Here is a 20212-nt window from a genome sequence, read left to right as displayed (position 1 = left end):
CTATACCGCCGGCTTGCCGGATTTCATGCTGATGTCGCCCTCGTCCTCGCCGCCAGTCTCCCGTCGCAGCCGGAAGATGATGAGGACAGGCGCTGCTATATAGATGGAGGAGAATGTTCCAAGCGCAACGCCGAAGAGCATGGTGAAGGTGAAGGAGCGGATGACGGCGCCGCCGAAAATATAGAGCGCAAAAAGCGCCAACAGCGTCGTGGCCGCCGTCAGAATGGTGCGAGAGAGTGTCTGGTTGATCGCCGCATCGATCAGGATCGGCAGTGGCATCTTCCTATAGCGCTTGAGGTTTTCGCGCATGCGGTCGTAAACGACGACGGTATCGTTCAGCGAATAGCCGACAACGGTCAGGAGTGCTGCAACGCTCGTCAGATTGAATTCCATGCCCGTCAGAACGAAGAGGCCGAGCATGATGATAACATCGTGCAGCGTCGCAACAATTGCGCCGACCGCAAACTGCCACTCGAAGCGGATCCAGATATAGACCAGGATGGCGAATAGCGAAGCAAGGATGCCAATCGTCGCCAGCATGGTCAGTTCGCCGGAGACGGCCGGGCCGACGACCTCGACGCGGCGGAAATCGTAATCCTCGGCCAGTTCGCCACGAATGAATGTTGCGACCGACTGCTCGGCATTTTCGCCGCCATCCTGCGAGCCAACACGGATCAGGGCGTTGGTGGCATCGCCGATGCGCTCAACGCGCACCGGTCCGAGGTTCAGTTCGTTGAGACGGGCGCTCAGATCGGCAATATCGGCATTGCCCTGCTTCGCCTTGACCTCGACCAGCGAACCGCCGGTAAAGTCGATACCGAGCTGCAGGCCCACTGTTGCGAAGGCGAGCATGGCGGCGATGCAAAGTGCTGCCGATGCCGTGAAGACATAGCGGCGAATGCCCATGAAGCGGATATTGGCATGCTCGAACAGGCTGGTCAGCGCGCTCTTCGGCAGATGGCGGGGATGGCGTCTTGCGAGCCAGGCAGCCACGAAGCCGCGCGTCAGCGTGAAAGCCGTCAGGATCGTCGTGAGGATGCCGACGGCCAGCGTCACCGCAAAGCCGCGGATGGATTCACTGCCGACAAAGAACAGAATGACAGCGGCGATGAAGATCGTGACGTTGGCATCGACGATGGTAGCGAAAGCCCGCGAAAAGCCACGCTCGACCGCCTGGGCGAAGGTCGTATGCGGCACCCTCTCCTCTTCGCGGATGCGCTCATAGATCAGCACATTGGAATCCACGGCCATGCCGACGATCAGCACGAGGCCGGCAATGCCTGGAAGCGTCAATATCGCACCCGCAAGGCTCAGCACCGCGACGATCAGCACCAGATTGAAGGCTAGCGACACGACGGCGATGATGCCGAGCATGCGGTAGAGCGCAATCATCAGCGTTGCGACGAGCACGACAGCGACAATGCCGGCGACAAGACCGGAGAAAACGGATTCCGAGCCGAAGACCGGGCTGACGGTGCGCTCTTCCACTGATGTCAGCGTCGCAGGCAGTGCGCCGGCCCGCAACATGACGACCAGATCCTGAACGCCCTCTTCGGAGAAATTGGCTGATATCTCGCCGCTACCATCTGTGATCGGCGCTTCGATGACAGGGTTCGCCATGACTTGATCATCAAAGACAATGGCAAGATGTTTTCCCACATTGGCGGTCGTTGCCTGCGCCAGACGCTTTGCCGCCTCGGCATTCAGCCGGTAGACGATCGCGCTGTCCTGCGTTTGCGGATCGGTCTTCGTATCGACTTCGGCAAAATCAGCGCCTGTCGCTATCGCCGTGCGATCGACGAGATAGGGAACCGGCGGATCATCCAGCGAATAAAGCACCTGCGATGTCGCGGGCCAGCGGCCGGCAAGCGCCTGCTGGCCGGTCATGCTCTCATCAATGAGGTGGAGGGAGAGTGCAGCGGGTTCGTTCAGCAGGTTCTTCAGCCGTTCGGCATCGACGGAGCCCAGAACCTGTACGGCGATACGATCATCCCCGTCAGGACGAACGGTGAAATTCTCTTTGCCGAAACCGGCGATGCGGCGGGCGACAATATCGAGTGAGCGGGTCTGCGCAGCAACAGTGTCGGCATCGATCGCCTTGTCGGAGATCTGCAGCGTCAACTGGCCGTCATTGCTCTGCTGGAGCGAGACATTGGCTGAGGTCAGTGATTTCAGGAGATCGGTCGCCGCCTGAAGCTGCGCCGTATCGGTAACCTTGACCGTCACCGTCTGTGCAGTTCCGGTAAGTCCCGTATAGCGGATACTGGCTCTACGGAGCGTATCACGAACGCTGGCAACCGTTGCCTCGAGCCGGTCCCTGATAATGTCGGAGCGTTCGAGACGGAGTACGATATGAGAGCCGCCCTGCAGATCGAGACCGAGGGTGACACGATCCTGCCGGATCCAGCTTGGCAAGGAGGAGAGCTGCGCCTGGCTCAGGAGATTGGGCGCAGCGACGATAAATGCGGCAATCGCGACCAACCAGATCAGAAGTGTTTTCAAGCGGGAAAAATGGTGCATTCTCTCGACTATCTTCCGATCCGGCGGGTGTTGCTATCGCATGTTAAGCAGCGTCGGCCTTGACCGGCTCGCCCTTTACGCGGACTTCGGAAATGCCGGTGCGGACGATGCGCACGCGCACGCCTTCGGCGATTTCGACTTCGACTTCCTTCTCGTCGACAACCTTCGTGACCTTGCCAACGAGGCCGCCGCCGGTAACGATCTGGTCGCCGCGACGGATCGCCTTCAAGGTCTCCTCACGCTTCTTGGCCTGCGCGCGCTGCGGGCGGATGAGCAGGAAATACCAGACCACCATCAGCGGCACGAACAGGATGATCATTTCGAGGCCTGAGCCGCCGAAAGCACTCGTGGCGTCAGTTGCGCTCTGGGCAAATGCCGGGGTGATAAACATGCTAAGCTCCTCAGGCTATGGGCGGCGGAACCCCGCCTCTCTTTTCAAGTCGCCGGACTATAGTTGCAGCCTTTATGAATGCAACAAAAACAGCCGGAAAGCGTACCGATTCCGCTGCCTCATAACCTTTCCGCTGTGGAAAGGCCATGCTACCCGGCATCAAAAAAGCGAAAGCGGATTATCGCTGCAATCTATGAAGGAGGCACCCGATGGCCGAAGAAATCAATAGCGTTCTGCTTCAGGAGCTGAAGAGGCTTGCGGATGCGGTCGAACGGCTGGCGGGACCGGCGCCCGCTGCCAATGACTGGAACGCCGCCGACTGTTTCGTCTGGTCCCCCGCTCGCCATTATCTACAGCCCATCAGGCGCCCCAATCGCGTGGCGCTAAAGCTCATTCGCGGCGTCGATCATGTGCGCGACATCCTGCACGAAAATACCGTGCGTTTTGCCGAGGGCTATGCAGCCAACAACGTGCTGCTCTGGGGCGCGCGTGGCATGGGCAAGTCCTCGCTGGTCAAGGCCRTGCATGAAGACGTGCGCCGCGAGAGCAGCGCATCGTTGAAACTCGTCGAAGTGCATCGCGAAGATATAGCCAGCCTGCCGACGCTCCTCGACCTCCTCAAGGATACACCGCATCGCGTCATCGTCTTCTGCGACGACCTCTCCTTCGACCACGACGATACCGCTTATAAGTCGCTCAAGGCGGCGCTTGATGGCGGCGTGGAAGGGCGCCCGGACAATGTGCTGTTCTATGCCACGTCCAACCGGCGCCACCTGCTGCCGCGTCACATGATGGAGAACGAGCAGTCGACGGCAATCAATCCGTCAGAAGCCGTCGAGGAGAAGGTGTCACTCTCCGACCGCTTCGGCCTGTGGCTCGGCTTCCACAAATGCAGCCAGGAAGATTATCTGACAATGATCGACGGCTACGCCGAACACTTCAAGCTCGGCCTTGAGCGCGAGAAGATGCATGCCGAGGCGCTGGAATGGGCAACGACCCGCGGCGCCCGCTCCGGTCGTGTCGCCTGGCAATATATCCAGGACCTGGCCGGCCGCATGCGTGTCCATCTCGACCGCGCTTAAGCATTTCCTCACGCGTGTCGTTATAGCAAAACCACTGCAGACTTTTGGGCGACACGCTTTAAAACGACAAAAGCCCGGCTGCTGGCCGGGCTTTTGCACTTTCCTGAGACGCTCTACCTGCTCAGAAATGTCACCTATTCAAGAAATGTCATGGGGTTGACTGGGGACGCATCCTTGCGAACCTCAAAGTGAACCTGCGGCTGCTTGACGTTGCCGCTCATGCCCGACATGGCGACCGTCTGGCCACGCTGGATCTTCTGGCCGCGGGTGACGCTCAGCGTATCGGCATTGCCGTAGACGGTGACGGTGCCGTCGTCGTGACGGACGAGAACCGTGTTGCCTAGCTCCTTCAGGCCGTTACCGGCATAGATGACCACGCCGTTTTCAGCAGCCTTGATCGCGGTGCCCTGCGGAACCGAAATATCGATGCCATCATTGCGGCTGCCGTTGACGTTGGCGCCATAGGCAGCAATCACCTGGCCGCGAACCGGCCAGCGATATTTGCCGATGCCGGTGGCTTCCGGAGCCGCAGCGCTGACATCGGACTTCTTCTCGACATCATCGACCGTCTGCGTGGCGGCGGGGGCCTTGTAGGGCGCTGGCTGTGCGGAGGCCGTCTGGACCGGAGCGCTCGCCGGCTGGGCAGGCTTGACCTGCTCGACCTTCTGCGCCGGGATGGAGGCCGTCTTGATCGTGTCAGCGGAAGTCCCCCCGTTCGGGATCTTCAACTCCTGGCCGATGCGGATCGAGCTCGCCGACAGTTTGTTGGCTGCCTTGATATCGTCGATGTTGGCACCCGTCGCCTTGGCGATCTTGGCAAGCGAGTCACCCTGCTTGACGGTGTAGGTTCCCGCAGCACCATTCGGATTCTTGCCACCTGCCGGAGGAGCTTTGCCCGTCGGATCTGCACTTGCGACAGTCTTGTCGCGAGCCGAATTGGCGCCCGGAACGACAGCAACCTTCTGCTCCTGGCCCTTCGTCGGCTGCGGCAGGTCGCCGGGCTTGGAAAGATCGGCGGACTGGGCTGCAGCCTTGGCTGCGTTGTTGCCGCCGTTGAAGGTCGGGATAAGGATCGCCTGGCCGGGCTGCGCCGCGGAAGCCGTCTTCAGATTGTTGACACGCAGGATTTCCTTTTCCGGAACGCCATAGCGGCGGGAAAGGACAGCGATGTTTTCACCCGGACGCAGCGTGACCGACGGAGCATTGGTCCCCGACCAGCCCGAAACCTTCGGCGTCGTGCCCGTCGTCAGCGTATCGGGAGCAACTCTCGGCGCATTCATGCCCGCCGGAGCGATGCGATCGGGCTTCGGAGCGGTCGGAAACGGCTGGGCAAGAGCAACGTCTCTTTCCCGCTGACGGGGAGAAACGGACCCTGCGCTCGGCGGCGCGAGTTCGGTGCGCTGAACGGAAACCGGTGCGGATGCCATCCGTGCGGCGGAGCCGGAGGTGGCAACAGGATCATAGCTCGGGCGGCCCGGATAGGGCTGGCCCATCGTATTATTCTGAGCGTAAGACGGCTGCATGGCCGAACCACCAAGATCGGCGCGCGGCACCGGGTCGCCCTGCGGCCCGTTGAAACCCCTGCGCGGGATCGAATTCGTCGTCACCTGATCCTGCCCGGAGGAAGAAAACAGACTGCCGAAACGTGTTACATCGGAGCTGCAGCCTGTTGCTGCACTCGCCAGTAAGGCGACGACCAGAAAATTGCCGGCCGATTTCCCGAACTTCGGCGAAAGACTGAAACGCATGACTCGACCCACTTAGAACGCAACCATTTGTGAATCTATTAAAGCGCGTTAGTGTTACCATGCGGTTAAGGCGCTGGAATCAGTGCTATATTTTTGAGAACTTGATAACCATAAGTTTGCGGGCGAAAAATCATAGCCCGCCGGGCCTTACGGGCTGCCGGTCTAGAGCTGCGAAGCAAGCCTTGAAACAATCGGCAGATAGGGAGCGTCGAAGAGCTCTTCCCGCTCGAAGCGGCTGCCGGTCTTTGTCAGCCGCACCATGCGGCATTCATTCTCGGAGATCATCAGCGGCGCAATCATGGAACCGCCGGAAACCAGCTGATCGGCATAGAAGCGCGGCATGGAATTGAAAGCAGCCGTAACGAGGATGCGGTCAAATGTGCCCTCGCCCTGCATGCCGCCGCTGCCATCGGCCTGGCGGATGATGACGCTGCGTAGGCTGAGCGTTTCCATGCGACGCTGGGCCGAAAGCGTCAGCGTCTTGTAGCGATCGACCGTCAGCACGCGTTCTGCAATGCGACCGATAACCGCCGCGGTAAAGCCGCTGCCCGTGCCGATTTCGAGTACGCGCTGACCGGGGCGGACCTTCAGGTGATGCAAAAGACGAACGGCGAAATCGACGCCCTCCAGAAAGGAACCGCACTCGATCGGGATCGTGCGGCTGGAATAGGCGTTCTCGGTAAATTGCGGCGGGACGAAAAGCGAGCGCGGCGTCTGCTCGACAGCCGTCAGCAAATCGATGTCGGAAATGCCTTCCGCGCGCAATCTCAAGACCAGCGCTGCGAAGCCTTCCTTCTCGGCCAGTTTTGCCGTCAACCCTTTACTCCGTGTCCGAGGGCCCGCGCCACGCGGTCCGTCACGGAATAATCGGTCAGATCAAGTTTCAAAGGTGTTACCGAAATCTTATTATGCTTGAGGGCGTGAATATCGCTGCCCTCGGTAAAGGCGCCGGCGCGTTCGCCGAATTTCAGCCAGTAATAGGGAAAGCCGCGGCCATCCGTGCGCGCATCGACCTGCAGGTTGAAGGCAAGCTTGCCTTGTGCGGTCACTTCAACGCCCTCGACTTCATCAGGACGACAGTTCGGGAAGTTGAGGTTCAGGAAGGTGCCCTCAGGAAGATCGACCGTCATCAGCTTTTCGAGCAGCGCCGGAGCGTGGGCCTCACACACCTCCCAGGGCAGGATCCGGGCACCGTCATCATAAATATAAGCCTGACTGAGGGCGAAGGAGCGCACGCCCTGCATCGTTCCTTCGATGGCGCCGGCTATGGTGCCGGAATAGGTCACGTCGTCGGCGACATTGGAGCCGGAGTTAACGCCGGACAAAACGAGGTCCGGCTTGATATCCAGCACCCGCTTGATGCCCATGATGACGCAATCGGTCGGCGTGCCGCGCAGCGCATAGTGCTTGTCGGAAATCTTCCGGAGCCGCAACGGCTCCGAAAGGCTGAGCGAATGCGCAAGGCCGCTCTGGTCGGTTTCGGGGGCGACAATCCAGACATCGTCAGAAAGCGCCCTTGCGATCCGTTCCAGCGCACCCAAGCCTTCGGCATGGATACCGTCGTCATTCGTCAGCAGGATGCGCATGGTCTCAAGCCGCCCGTTCGATCTTCGTCAGGCCGCCCATATAGGGCTGCAAAACGTCCGGAATCGTGACCGAACCATCCTCGTTCAGATAATTTTCCAAGACCGCGATCAGGCAGCGGCCGACAGCCGTACCGGAGCCGTTCAGCGTATGAACGAATTTCGTCGACTTGTCGTCCTTGCCGCGATAGCGGGCATTCATGCGCCGTGCCTGGAAATCGCCGCAGACAGAGCAGGACGAGATCTCGCGGAAAGTGTTCTGACCCGGCAGCCAGACTTCGAGGTCATAGGTCTTGCGCGAGCCGAAGCCCATGTCGCCCGTGCAAAGCGTCATCGTGCGGAAATGCAGACCCAGGCGCTTCAACACTTCTTCGGCGTAGGCCGTCATGCGCTCATGTTCGGCGAGCGAGCTCTCGGCGTCAGTAATCGAGACAAGCTCGCACTTCCAGAACTGGTGCTGGCGCAGCATGCCGCGGGTATCGCGGCCGGCAGATCCCGCCTCCGAACGGAAGGACGGCGTGAGAGCGGTGAAGCGCAGCGGCAGCTTTTCCTGATCGAGGATTTCCTCGCGAACCAGGTTGGTCAGCGTCACTTCCGCCGTCGGGATGAGGTACCGGCCGTCCGTCGTCTTGAAGAGATCTTCCTCGAACTTCGGCAGGTTGCCGGTGCCGAACAACGCCTCGCCCCGCACCATCAACGGCGAAGACACTTCGGTATAGCCGTGTTCGGTCGTGTGGAGGTCGATCATGAACTGGCCGAGCGCCCGTTCCAGCTTGGCGAGCGGGCCGGTCAGCACCGTGAAGCGCGAACCGGAGAGCTTGGTGGCACGTTCGAAATCCATATAGCCGAGGGCTTCGCCGATTTCGAAATGCTCCTTCGGCGCGTGGTTCCAGCGCGGCCTTTCGCCGACGATACGCGTCACGACATTGTCGTGCTCGTCCCTGCCGACAGGCACCTCATCGAGCGGCACGTTAGGGATGCGCGAGAGCTGGTCGGTGAGCTCGGCGGAAAGCGCACGCTCTTCCTCTTCGGCAGCCGGCAGCGTTTCCTTGATCTCGGCGACCTCGCCCTTCAGCTTGTCGGCAAGCTCGGCGTTCTTCTGCGCCATGGCCGCGCCGATCTCCTTGGAGGCGGCGTTGCGGCGGGAGAGCAGGTCCTGCGCCTTCTGCACGGCGGAGCGGCGCTTTTCGTCAAGGGCGATGAGAGATTGCGACAGAGGCTCCGCTCCCCGCTTTGCAAGGGCGGCATCGAGAGCCTCGGGATTCTCACGGATCCATTTGATATCGAGCATCGTCGTTCCAGATCGTTTCAACAGAAATGAACCGGTCGGAGGAAACCCCGACCGGATGGGAAACGGCAGAACTCAGTGAAATGTCCTGATGCGCTCAGACGCTGTCCGTCTTGGCGACGTCAGAGGATTCGTTGGCCTCGTCAAGCGCCTGTTTGGAACGCTGACGCTCCACGAGTCGTGCCGCGTAGATGGAAATCTCGTAGAGAAGGATCGTCGGCAGCGCAAGGCCGATCTGGGACATGGGATCGGGCGGCGTCAGCACCGCCGCCACGACGAAGGCAAGCACAATCGCAAACTTGCGCTTTTCGGCGAGCCATTGCGACGTCAGAAGACCGACGCGGGCCAGAAGCGTGGTGATGACCGGCAGCTGGAAGACAAGGCCGAAGGAGAAGACCAGCGTCATGATGAGGCTCAGATATTCCGAGACCTTCGGCAGGAGCGAGATCGCCACTTCGTCATGGCCCGGCGCCTGCTGCATCGACAGGAAGAACCACATGACCATCGGCGTGAAGAAGAAATAGACCAGCGCGCCCCCCATGAGGAACAGGATCGGCGATGCGATCAGGAACGGCAGGAAAGCCTGGCGTTCGTTCTTGTAGAGGCCGGGAGCGACGAACTTGTAGATCTGCGCGGCGATGATCGGGAAGGCGATCACAAGACCGCCGAACATGGCGACCTTGACCTGTGTGAAGAAGAATTCCTGCGGCGCCGTATAGATCAGCTGCGCCTTCTCGACATCGAGATGGGCCCAGCTGACAGCAAGCTTGTAGGGATAGACGAGGTAATTGAAGATGTGCTTGGCGAAGATGAAGCACGCGATGAAGGCGATGAAGAAGGCGGCAATCGACCAGATCAGCCGCGTGCGCAGCTCCATCAGGTGCTCGATCAACGGCTGCGGCTTGTCTTGTGTATCACCGCTCATGCCTCATCCTTCTTCTTTTTGGCGGCCGGCTTTGCGACAGCGGCCGGCTTCTTTGTAGCGGCAGCGCGCTTCGGCTTCTCGACCGGTGCCGCGACCAACGCAACGGCATCAGCCTTGTCTGCAGCCTTCACGCGCGGCTTGCGCACGGCCTTCGGCTTTTCGGCCACGGCGACCGGAGCAACGGTGGCGGCAGCGACCGGCTGCGGCGCAGGAACGACCGGCGGTGTTTCCGGCAGGCTCATGGACGGCGCCGGCACGGAAACTTCCGCAGGCGGCACTTCCGTCGCAGTCTCGGCGCCCTGCTCTAGCGGGCGCTGTTCTGCCGGCTTCTCGACCTTCGTCGAATTCTGCAGGTCGGCCTTGATCTCGTTGCCCATTTGGCGCAGCGGGTTCATCGCCTCGCGCAGGCTGTTGACCGGGTTGAGCTTCTGGGCGTCGCTGATCGTGCTACGCACGTCGTCAAGCTCGGCTTCGCGCAGCGCTTCGTCGAACTGGGCACGAAACTCGCCCGCGACCTTGCGGGCACGTGCCGTCATCTTGCCGAAAGCGCGCAGCATCGGTGGCAGATCCTTGGGACCGACAACCACGATCAAAACGACCGCGATAACCAAAAGTTCGGTCCAGCCAATATCGAACATGCAAGGCTCCTGAACGGGCGGCGCGGGGGCAGCGCCCTTTCCCGTACGTGATTACTTCGTTTCGTCGGCCTTGTGATCGACGGTCTTTGCTGCTTCCGGCGCGTCTTCGTCCGTCATGCCCTTCTTGAAGCTCTTGATGCCCTTGGCAACGTCGCCCATCAGTTCCGGGATCTTGCCGCGACCGAACAACAAAAGCACGATGGCTAGAACGATCAGCCAGTGCCACATGCTAAAAGAACCCATTACCCATACTCCCTGTTGCGATGTTCCCTCGATGTAAGAATTTCCAATACGGTTTCCAACATCAATCCTTCTGGATTGAGCTTAATGTCACGGTATCGGCCTTTGTGACAAGTCATTCATCCATCGAAAAGTCGTGATTGACATTGTTTTGCGCGGGCGTGGCAAAAGCAAGACCAAGCTTCGTTATTCCTCGGACGCGCCGCCGGGGGCCAGCAGTCCGAGTTCCTCGAGATCCATCTGGGTGATCGGATCCTCATCCTCGGTCAGTTCGTCATTCATGAGGGGCGAAGGAATATTGAAATTAGCGGGGATGCGGCCGGACAGGAGGCCGGCACCCTTCAGCTCTTCAAGGCCCGGCAGGTCGCGCAATTCCTCGAGGCCGAAATGGTCGAGAAAATCTCGCGTCGTGCCGAGCGTAACAGGCCGGCCTGGCGTGCGGCGGCGGCCACGGAAACGCACCCAGCCCGCCTCCATCAGCACGTCGAGAGTGCCGCGGGAGGTCTGGACGCCTCTGATGTCTTCGATCTCGGCGCGCGTCACCGGCTGGTGATAGGCAATGATCGCGAGCACTTCGAGTGCTGCACGGGAGAGTTTCTTGACCTCGTTCTCCTCGCGACGGATGACGAAGGAAAGATCAGCCGCCGTGCGGAAGGCCCACGCACTGTCGACCTGCACGAGATTGACACCGCGCGGCGCGTACTGCTCCTTCAGGCGCAGCATGATCTCATGCGCGCTAAATCCCTTCGGCAGACGTTCGGTGATGAAGCCTTCGGATACCGGCTGGGCGGAGGCGAAAACCAACGCTTCAGCTATGCGCTCCGCCTCTATTTCAGCCTGCAGATCGCGGACAATGCCCTCGCCTTCCCCGTCTTCGCCTTCAAAATCATCGTCTTGCGCGTCGATCAATCCGACTGCTCCTGTTCGACCACTTGCAAGGTGGCATGTTTCGGGCCGCGGCGCATATAGATCGGCTGGAAGGCGCCGTCCTGGCGTATTTCGAGCTTCCCTTCGCGCACCAGCTCCAGCGAGGCGGCAAATGCGCTGGCTACGGCAGTAACGCGCTCGGCGGGACTTGCGAGATAACGCAGCAGATATTGTTCGAGCGCCGTCCAGTCGACGATATCGCCGATCAGCTGGGTCAGCAGTTCACGGGCATCGGTAAGCGACCAGACATTGCGGCGCTCGATCGTCACCTGGGTGATCGCGTGACGCTGGCGCAACGCCGCATAGGCGCTCAGGAGATCGTAGAGATTGGCAACATAATCGGACTGCTGGCGATCCGGGATATGCTCCGGCGCGCCGCGGACAAAAATATCCCGGCCGAGCCGGTTGCGGTTGACAAGACCGTCGGCCACCTGGCGCATCGCTTCCAACCGCTTCAGGCGGAAGGCGAGCGTTGCAGCCATCTCCTCACCTGAAGGGCCGTCGTCCTTGATCTGCTGCGGGATCAGCAGTCGCGATTTCAGGTAAGCGAGCCAGGCCGCCATGACGAGATAATCGGCGGCAAGCTCGATACGGATACGCCGCGCGCTTTCGACGAACTGCAGATACTGCTCGGCAAGGGCCAGGACGGAAATGCGCGACAGATCGACCTTCTGGTTGCGAGCCAGATAGAGCAGGAGATCGAGCGGGCCTTCGAAGCCGGCGACGTCGATCACGAGTGCCGGCTCATGAGTAGCGCGCTCGGCGCCATTCTCCTGCCACAGCTTGTCCATCGGCGTTGACGCCGCCTGAGATCGCTCCGTACCCTTGATCGTGTTCACCCTACCCTGCCTTTCCGGCCCCTGCTCATGCTGTCGCAAACATCGCGTCGAATTCTGCTCTTATCGTTGCCTCATCCGTAGCATCGGCCGTCGGGAAACCTTCCTCGACCAGTCGTGCCCGCTCGCGCGCAAGACCTGTCAGCGGCGGAACATTTGCCACGACCTCGCGCATCTCGTCCATATGACCGTTGCAGTGCAGCACGATATCACAGCCGCCTGCAATGATATTCGCCGCTCGTTCGCCAATCGTACCGGCAAGCGCGTTCATCGAGGTATCGTCCGACAACAGCAGTCCCTTGAAGCCGATCTCTGTGCGGATTACCTCATCGATCACCTTGCGGGAGGTGGTCGCCGGATTATCCGGGTCGATGGCCGTGAAGACGACATGGCAGGTCATCGCCATCAATTCGTCATTCATGGCAACAAAAGGCGGGAAGTCGTGGGCTTCCAGCTCCTCGCGCGACACCGTTACAACGGGCAGCTCCAGATGTGAATCCGCAAAGCCGCGCCCATGCCCTGGCATGTGCTTCATGACCGGCAGCAGACCGCCGGCTTTCAGCCCCTCGGCGGCAGCCTGGCCCATTTCCGTGACGGTGAGGGGATCGCCGCCATAGGCTCTGTTGCCGATGACATTGCTGCTGCCTTCGACCGGTACGTCCAGCACCGGCAGGCAATCGACATTGATGCCGAACCTCTGGAGATCGAAGGCATGCAGGCGCGACATCAGCCAGGCGGCGCGCAGCCCAAGCGCCCGGTCGCGGCGATAGAGATCGCCAAGCGCCTGCCCCGGCGGATAGTGCTGCAGGATCGGCGGACGGATGCGCTGAACGCGGCCGCCTTCCTGATCGATCAGCACAGGCGCATGGCAGCCGACGCATTCACGCAGCTCGGCAACGAGATCGCTGATCTGCTGCGCTTCGGAAATATTTCGCCCGAAGAGGATGAAGCCCCAGGGGCGTTCAGCCTTGTAGAAGGCTTTCTCTTCGTCGGTCAGCTTGAGGCCGCTGCAGCCGAGGATCATTGCTTTTGATTCGGTCATACTCGAATCATAAGGGTCGCCCCGTGAATTGCGAGCAAGGTCAAGCGCGATCCCACAAAAAAGAACGGCGGGACAAGCCCGCCGTTCCGATAAGATCATTCAGAAAGCTTAGCGCGAGATCAGGCAGCTTCCGCCGGCGGAGCGATACTGTTCGCAAAGGGCGGCAGCTTCATCCTTCGAGCCGGCCGGGATGCGGACGCGGTAGAAAGTGCCCTTGCCGGCAATATCGGCCTTGCGGATTTCGTAAGCGCGGCCACCGAGCACGCCAGCGAACTTCTTCGACAGACTGGCGTAGGACTTCTTTGCCTCATCCTCTGACGGCAGCGATGCGATCTGGATGCCGTAGCCACCGCTTGCGGCGGCCGGAGCCTGCTGTGTCGGCGGGGCAGCGGCTGCTGCCGGTGCAGAAGCGACCTGTGTCGGCTTCTGTTGAGCCGTCGGGCGGACATTGCCGTTTTCGGTTACCGTGCCGACGACATTGACCGGCTGTTCGGCCGGGCGAGCCGTCGGGACGGGCGCCGTATCGGTCGGCACAGCCGACGCTGTATCGGTGACCGGTGTCGTCTTGACTGCGCGAACCGGCGGGTCAACCTGATTTGCGTTGGCGGCATCCACCTCAGCCACCTTGGCCGTCTGAGCCGGCTGGGCTGCAGACGCCGTTCCGACAGGCGGAAGAGCGGCGGACGCAACCTGATTGCCGTTGCTTGCCGGGAAGCTTGCAGCAGACGGCGTCGCGGCCGGCTGGGCTGCGGGCGTTGCCGATGCCACCTCATTGGCCGGTGCGGATTGCTCGGCAGGTGTCGGCTCTTCGCGGGCAACGAGAGTGCCGTCCGGCTTGACGATCATCGTGCGGACCTTGCGCGGCGAGACGGACGGCGTTGCCTCGTCATCGGCAGCGGACGCATCCGCGGTCGCGTTGTGGTCGGGCAGCAGGCGCGCATCCTGCGTCTCGCCGACGGCAGTCGGCAGCACGGAATCGCCATTGCCTTCATCGTCATCAGGCGAGACTTCGGGCGTCAGCGTGCGCTGGACGACATCGACCGGCTGTTCGTCGGAGGAGACCAGAGCCTTCTGCTTCGGCTCTTCGGCGGCACCTGCAACACGATCATAGACGGCCTTGTCCTGGTTCGGCACGGTCTTGCCGCCCGGATTTTCGGGAGCGACCTTCACCGGGTCCTTGTCGGCAGTAATGACGCGCGGCTCGCCGGAGCCGGCGATGCTGAGGCCGGCACCGTTCGACACCCAGCTGTAGACGCCGTAAGCGCCACCGGCAAAAACGACCAGCATGGCAGCTGCCGCCAGCAGGCGGCGCATGGAGCGGGCGCGGTTGAAATCGGCAGTCTGGCTTGCGGATTCGATATGGACTTCGGAAACGTTCTCGCGGCGCTCGACCGGCTCGCGCACACTGCGGCGGAAGTCCTCTTCCAACGCGCGTTCGAAATCATCAAGACCGTCGGCGAAGGCGGTGCTTGCCGGCTTGGCCGCAGCGGTGACCGTTGCAGCAGCGGCCGGGGGCGCCCAGGCAGGGGTGACCGGCGCCTTTTCCTGGCGCTTGGCTGGCTCGAAGAAGCTCGCGATCTCGGCATCGAGATCGAAATCGAAGTCGGCGGTCTTGGCGACCGGCTCCGTATGCTCGACAGACGGCAGGGTCGGAACATGCATGTCCTCGACCGTCTCGGGGCGTTCTTCCGGATCGGAGATCATCGAGGGATCGAAGGGCAGATCGTCGGTGGATTCGCTTGCCGGCGCCGGCTTGGCGTAGCTCACCGGAGCAGGCTGCGGCTCCGGCACGAAAACCGGTGCGGACTGCGGCTGCGGACGCGGCGCAGGCTGCGCTGCTACCACGGGCGCTGCACGCACGGGCTCGGGCTTCGGCTGCGGAGCCGACGGCTCGGAGAAATCGAGATCGGCGAGCTCCAGCTCGATGCCGGCGAGATCCAACTCGAAATCGTGGCCGGCAAAGGGATCTTCGGCCTCCAGTTCCGGCTGACGCGCGACGACCGGTGCTGGCGCGATAGGCTGCGAGACCGGCTCTATCGGCTCCCGAACAACCGGCTTCGGCGCTTCGGGCTGACGAAGAACGGGCGTCGCACGGCTCATCGGCACGGGCGCAATCACCGTCGGCTGAGCCGGTACACGAGCAACGGGCGCTTCGAAGACAGGTGCTTCGAAGATAGGGGCCTCAAAGACGGGGGCCTGGAAAACAGGTGCGACAGGAGCCGAGACCGGCTGCGGCGCCGGTGGCGTGGCAACAGGCTCAGGCGCCGCAACAACAGGCTCGGACACGACAGGGGCTGCAGCACGCTGCGGCACCGGATAACGGGAAACATCCGCCAGGAGATCGTCGAGATCAAAGGCATCCGTATCGAAGGCCGACTCCGGCGGCGCTTCCGTCAAGGCTGCATCGGCATGGACGTCGCCTTCGGCGGCAGCAATCAGATCGAAACCGGCATTGTCGGGCTCTGTCGGCTCTTCGAAGGCAGCAACATCTTCGAACGTTGCGACGGGCTCTTCATGTAGGGCGACTTCTTCGTGGCGATCGATCTCGGCCGGAAAACCGAAGGAGGCCGCAACCGGCTCGAAATCTGCCGCTTCAACCGCGGCGACCGCCAGAGGCTCTTCAATTACCTCAGGAGCAACCACTTCGGGTTCGACCGTCAATTCCGGTTCGGCAATAAACTCGGGCTCGTCGACGAAGGCTTCAACCGGAGCCTGAGCCGGCTCAACAACAGGTGTATCGACAATCGGCGCGTCGCCGACCGGCTCGGAAAGAGCCGGTTCTTCGCGTCGCGGCGCGTGAAAATTGGCGAGCGGCAGACGAATGCTGGCAGCCGACCACTGCGGCGCCTTCGCCGGCGGCTGAACGGCCGGAGCGACAGGAAGAGCGCCGCCGATCGAAAGCTCAAGCTCTTCGATCAGATCGCGGGCGCCACCATAGGCCGTGAAGGTAACCGGAGGTTCTGCGGAAACAGCGACAGGCTTCGACGGAGCGGGAGCCCAGTCGGCGGCGACAGGCGCTTCCCATTCGGCTGCGACCGATTCAGGCGCGGCCATTTCGGGAGCTACGGCAGCTTCCGCAGGAAATTCGGGCTCGACGACAGGCGTCTCGAAATCGGACATAACCGACGGGGCGAGCTCTTCGCCGATGGAGGGCACGTCCTCATGGACCGGCTCGACATAGTCGTAGGTTTCGACTTCCTGAGCAATTGACTCGGCTGGATGATCGAGATCAGCCAGGGGACGCGGAGCATCGTAACGCTCGAACTCACGGAGAAGCTCGTCCTCGAGATCGAGGAGCGGCTCCTGCCGCTGAGGCTCATCTACAGTATTGGCCGCAATTCGAGGTTCAAAGCCGACGATACGAGCAAGTTCAGCCAACGGATCATCGTCGGCAAACATATCGTCTTTACCGCGCGTGTCATACGCAAGTCGTTTATCAGCCATGCCCATCCCACTCAAAAAACGCAAACACTTCAATGCCAGCGCATTGTGGGGAAATGGTGACGTTATCGCATTTCGTCCGGTGCGGCAGTACCTGTAATGGCAAGTCCCGACTTCAAAACCGACGCGACAGCGTACACCAGCCCAAGTCTGGCAATACTTGATTCTCGGTTCTTATCGTTAACAAATCGTAATTCAGTCTGATCTTTACCTTTGTTCCAGTGGGCATGGAAAGCGCTGGCAAGATCATAGAGGTAAAATGCGATGCGATGCGGCTCCTGAGACTGGGCTGCACTTTCGACGATACGCGGGAATTCTGCAGCCTTGGCAATCAGCTGCAATTCGGCAGAATCCGTAATGCCTGCAACGGATTGCGCCAAAAGCTCCGGTGTCGGGGCGAGACCCGGGAAGGCTTCCCTCGCCTGCCGGAAGACGGACATGCAGCGGGCATGCGCATACTGCACGTAGAAGACCGGATTATCTTTGGATTGCTCCGTTACTTTGGCAAAATCGAAGTCCAACGGCTCCGAGTTCTTGCGGTAAAGCATCATGAAGCGGACCGAATCACGCCCGACTTCTTCGACGACATCGCGCAATGTGACAAAATCGCCCGAGCGCTTCGACATCTTCACCGGCTCACCGTCGCGGTAGAGCTTGACGAGCTGGCAGAGCAGCACCGTCAGCTTCGCCTTACCATCGGAAACGCCACGCGCAACCGCCTCGAGACGCTTGACGTAGCCGCCATGATCGGCGCCGAGCACATAGATCATCTCGTCGAAGCCGCGGTCGAACTTGTTCTTGAAGTAGGCGAGGTCGGCAGCGAAATAGGTATAGGAACCGTCCGACTTGATCAGCGCACGGTCGATATCGTCACCGACTTCGGTCGAGCGGAAGAGAGTCTGTTCGCGGTCTTCCCAGTCTTCGGGAAGCTGGCCCTTCGGTGGCGGCAGCGTACCCTTGTAGACATAGCCCTTGAAGGTCAGGTCGTTGATCGCAGTGCGGATTGCCGCTGCGCCATTGGCATGCAGCGTGCGTTCCGAGAAGAAGATATCATGATGGACGTTGAGAGCGGCCAGATCCTCGCGGATCATCACCATCATCATCTCGATGGCGCGATCCTTGACGATCGGCATCCATTGCTCTTCCGGCATGTTGTGCAGGCGCACGCCATATTCGGCAGCGAGCGATTCTCCGACCGGGACCAGATAGTCGCCGGGATAGAGACCGGAGGGAATCTCGCCGATCTTCTCGCCGAGCGCCTCGCGGTAACGCAGGAAGACGGAACGAGCGAGCACGTCGATCTGCGAGCCGGCATCGTTGATGTAATATTCCTTGACGACATTGTAGCCGGCAAAGGCAAGCAGGTTTGCCAGCGCGTCGCCGACGACGGCGCCGCGGCAGTGGCCGACATGCATCGGGCCGGTGGGGTTGGCCGAGACATATTCGACGTTGACCTTCTTGCCCTGCCCCAGTCCCGAGCGGCCGTAGCCGGTGCCTGACTGGATCATCGAGGCAAGCAGGCGCTGCCAGTAGCCGACTGAGAGCCTGATATTGATGAAGCCCGGGCCGGCAACCGAAACCTCGGCAACGTCGGTGTCTTCCTGCAGCTTGGCAATGATGATCTCGGCAAGCGCGCGCGGATTGGTACCAAGCGGCTTGGCAAGCACCATGGCGGCGTTGGTCGCCACATCGCCGTGGCTCGCATCACGCGGCGGCTCGACTGCAATGCGACCGAAATCGAGCTCGGATCGCTTTTCCTTGACCAGATCGAGCTGTTCAAGGGCGTTTTTAATCCTGGCTTCAAAATCGGTAAAAAGGTTCATCGCATTCTTCCATGCACAGGCTGTGCCAACAAGTTTGCCGGCGGCTGCCGGGCGCCCGCTGCCTATCGCAAATCCGGAGTGTGGTCAAACAATCGCCTGTGGGCACTGATGGCATAAGTATCCGTCATGCCGGCCAGATAATCGCCGACATGCCGCGCTTTCGGCGCATCGGAAAGGCCGGCGATATGGTCGACCCAATAATGGCTCTGCATCTCCTTGGGATTGGCCATGTAGGCGCCGAAGAGATCCTTGACGATCTGGGCGGCACCGGCGCGGATGCGCATAATATCGGCATTCCGGTAGATGCGCTTGAAGAGCATCGCCTTGATCTGCCTGTCGGTCTCGGCCATCTCATCCGAAAAGGTTGCAAGCACATGATCGGCCTTGCGGATATCATCGGCACTCTGCGGGTTCAGCTCTGCCAGGCGCTTCTGCGCCACACCGATGACATCCTCGACCATACGTGTGATCTGGCGGCGCATGATTTCATGGGTGAAGCGGCTCGGCTCCAGATGCGGGTAGCGCTCCCTTACCTCGGCCATTAGCCCGGCAAGGAACGGAATTTCCTCCAGCATCTCGAAGTTCAGGTAGCCCGAGCGCAGACCGTCATCGATGTCATGGGTGTTGTAGGCGATATCGTCGGCAATCGCTGCGGCCTGGGCTTCCAGGCTCGCATAGCTCGCAAGTTCCAGATCGTGCAGTTCGCAATAGTCCAGAATCGGCTGCGGCACCGGTCCACGCGTGCCGACGCCATCGGCCGTCAGCAGCGGACCATTGTGCTTGACGAGGCCTTCGAGGCTTTCCCAGGTCAGATTGATGCCGTCGAATTCGGCATAACGCCGCTCGAGTTTGGTGACGATGCGCAAGGATTGGGCATTGTGATCGAATCCGCCATAGGGCAGCAGTTCCTCATGCAGCGCATCCTCGCCTGTATGGCCGAAGGGCGTATGGCCGAAATCGTGGACGAGCGCCACGCCCTCGGCCAAGTCCTCGTCAGCCTTCAGGGCGCGGGCAAGCGCGCGGGCAATCTGTGCTACCTCTATCGTGTGTGTCAGGCGCGTTCGGTAATGGTCGCCGTCCTGGGCGATGAAAACCTGCGTCTTATGTTTTAGCCGGCGAAAGGCGGTCGTATGGATGATGCGATCGCGGTCTCGCTGGAAATCGGAACGCGTCGGGCTGCCACTCTCGTGATAGAGACGCCCGCGCGAGTTCCATGGATCTGCCGCATAGACCGCCCGTTCGCCATAACCGAAACCCAATGCATGCCTGTCGAAGCTCATTCTTCACCGTCACTAACGCGTTGTAGCCTTGCCCATTGACGCCGCTATCCGCTCTTCATACCTATAGCTTATAGAAACGGCAAAGAGGCGCTTTGTCGACCGCTTTGCCAGATCCTGTCCTTTACAGGAGGATCATGATAAGTTTCTTTGATATCATGCGTTTGAACATCAAACGTCCAAATGAGATTCTCTCCGGATCTTGACCCCGGCAGGAGGAATGATGACTGAAGCGAATGTAACCCTTTCCGATGCCGCGGCAAAGCGTATTGCCGCTATCGTCGGCAGCGATCCCGGCAAGAGCGCGCTGCGCGTCTCCGTCGAAGGTGGCGGCTGTTCCGGCTTTTCCTACAAATTCGATCTTGTGGATGGCGCAGCCGACGACGATATCGTCGTCGAGAAGAATGATGCCAAGGTGCTGATCGACAGTCTCTCGCTACAGTCTCTCGCT

At 60.8% G+C, this 20212-nt stretch carries 17 protein-coding genes; 2 read left to right on the top strand and 15 right to left on the bottom strand.

Annotated features, from left to right (window positions below):
- Window positions 1-2520, bottom strand: coding sequence for a protein translocase subunit SecDF (gene secDF / locus AC1DM5_RS33645; RefSeq protein WP_477821025.1), 2520 nt, complete (start codon window positions 2518-2520; stop codon window positions 1-3).
- A gap of 43 nt (window positions 2521-2563) precedes the next feature.
- Entirely contained in the window at window positions 2564-2911 is a 348-nt protein-coding gene (gene yajC, locus AC1DM5_RS33640; RefSeq protein WP_007813582.1) for a preprotein translocase subunit YajC, read from the bottom strand.
- Window positions 2912-3120: 209 nt separating this feature from the next.
- Between yajC and AC1DM5_RS33635 the strand changes: the two genes are divergently transcribed.
- Window positions 3121-3993, top strand: a complete 873-nt coding sequence (locus AC1DM5_RS33635; RefSeq protein ID WP_477976725.1) for an ATP-binding protein — start codon at window positions 3121-3123, stop codon at window positions 3991-3993.
- 134 nt (window positions 3994-4127) lie between these two features.
- Here the strand turns inward: AC1DM5_RS33635 and AC1DM5_RS33630 are convergent, their stop codons facing one another.
- From AC1DM5_RS33630 to AC1DM5_RS33570, 13 genes are all read right to left on the bottom strand, one after another.
- Entirely contained in the window at window positions 4128-5741 is a 1614-nt protein-coding gene (locus AC1DM5_RS33630) for a peptidoglycan DD-metalloendopeptidase family protein (RefSeq protein ID WP_477976723.1), read from the bottom strand.
- Between the two features lie 162 nt (window positions 5742-5903).
- Window positions 5904-6557 carry a protein-L-isoaspartate(D-aspartate) O-methyltransferase gene (locus AC1DM5_RS33625; protein ID WP_477821022.1) on the bottom strand — a complete coding sequence of 218 codons (654 nt, stop codon included), beginning with the start codon at window positions 6555-6557 and terminating at the stop codon, window positions 5904-5906.
- Window positions 6554-7327, bottom strand: a complete 774-nt coding sequence (gene surE / locus AC1DM5_RS33620; RefSeq protein WP_477821021.1) for a 5'/3'-nucleotidase SurE — start codon at window positions 7325-7327, stop codon at window positions 6554-6556. Before surE ends, AC1DM5_RS33625 begins: the two co-directional genes overlap by 4 nt.
- A 4-nt stretch (window positions 7328-7331) precedes the next feature.
- Entirely contained in the window at window positions 7332-8615 is a 1284-nt protein-coding gene (serS, locus tag AC1DM5_RS33615) for a serine--tRNA ligase (protein ID WP_477821020.1), read from the bottom strand.
- 94 nt (window positions 8616-8709) lie between these two features.
- Window positions 8710-9537, bottom strand: a complete 828-nt coding sequence (gene tatC, locus AC1DM5_RS33610; protein ID WP_477821019.1) for a twin-arginine translocase subunit TatC — start codon at window positions 9535-9537, stop codon at window positions 8710-8712.
- The gene (gene tatB, locus AC1DM5_RS33605) at window positions 9534-10175 is read right to left on the bottom strand and encodes a Sec-independent protein translocase protein TatB (RefSeq protein WP_007813594.1); all 642 of its coding nucleotides are present in this window, start codon (window positions 10173-10175) and stop codon (window positions 9534-9536) included. Before tatB ends, tatC begins: the two co-directional genes overlap by 4 nt.
- Window positions 10176-10226: 51 nt before the next feature.
- Window positions 10227-10418 (bottom strand): twin-arginine translocase TatA/TatE family subunit, encoded by a 192-nt coding sequence (locus AC1DM5_RS33600; RefSeq protein ID WP_007813596.1) that lies wholly within the window; start codon window positions 10416-10418, stop codon window positions 10227-10229.
- A gap of 183 nt (window positions 10419-10601) precedes the next feature.
- A complete protein-coding gene (gene scpB / locus AC1DM5_RS33595) occupies window positions 10602-11324 on the bottom strand; it encodes an SMC-Scp complex subunit ScpB (RefSeq protein ID WP_477821018.1) in 723 nt (240 codons plus the stop codon).
- On the bottom strand, window positions 11321-12181 hold the full coding sequence (locus tag AC1DM5_RS33590) for a segregation and condensation protein A (RefSeq protein WP_477821017.1): 861 nt from the start codon (window positions 12179-12181) through the stop codon (window positions 11321-11323). Before AC1DM5_RS33590 ends, scpB begins: the two co-directional genes overlap by 4 nt.
- Before the next feature lie 25 nt (window positions 12182-12206).
- On the bottom strand, window positions 12207-13220 hold the full coding sequence (gene nagZ, locus AC1DM5_RS33585) for a beta-N-acetylhexosaminidase (protein ID WP_477976721.1): 1014 nt from the start codon (window positions 13218-13220) through the stop codon (window positions 12207-12209).
- A gap of 108 nt (window positions 13221-13328) precedes the next feature.
- Window positions 13329-16664 carry an SPOR domain-containing protein gene (locus AC1DM5_RS33580; RefSeq protein WP_477821015.1) on the bottom strand — a complete coding sequence of 1112 codons (3336 nt, stop codon included), beginning with the start codon at window positions 16662-16664 and terminating at the stop codon, window positions 13329-13331.
- A gap of 62 nt (window positions 16665-16726) precedes the next feature.
- Entirely contained in the window at window positions 16727-18484 is a 1758-nt protein-coding gene (argS, locus tag AC1DM5_RS33575) for an arginine--tRNA ligase (RefSeq protein ID WP_477821014.1), read from the bottom strand.
- Window positions 18485-18546: 62 nt separating this feature from the next.
- Window positions 18547-19764 carry a deoxyguanosinetriphosphate triphosphohydrolase gene (locus tag AC1DM5_RS33570; protein ID WP_477821013.1) on the bottom strand — a complete coding sequence of 406 codons (1218 nt, stop codon included), beginning with the start codon at window positions 19762-19764 and terminating at the stop codon, window positions 18547-18549.
- A gap of 220 nt (window positions 19765-19984) precedes the next feature.
- Here AC1DM5_RS33570 and AC1DM5_RS33565 point away from each other — a divergent pair.
- A partial coding sequence (locus tag AC1DM5_RS33565) for a HesB/IscA family protein (protein ID WP_477976719.1) occupies window positions 19985-20212 on the top strand: 228 nt, incomplete at its 3' end.

The sequence above is a fragment of the Rhizobium sp. 01T437 genome (genome assembly GCF_056398505.1).
The sequence above is the reverse complement of the archived record's forward strand: the minus strand, read 5'-3'. Positions and strand labels throughout refer to the sequence as shown.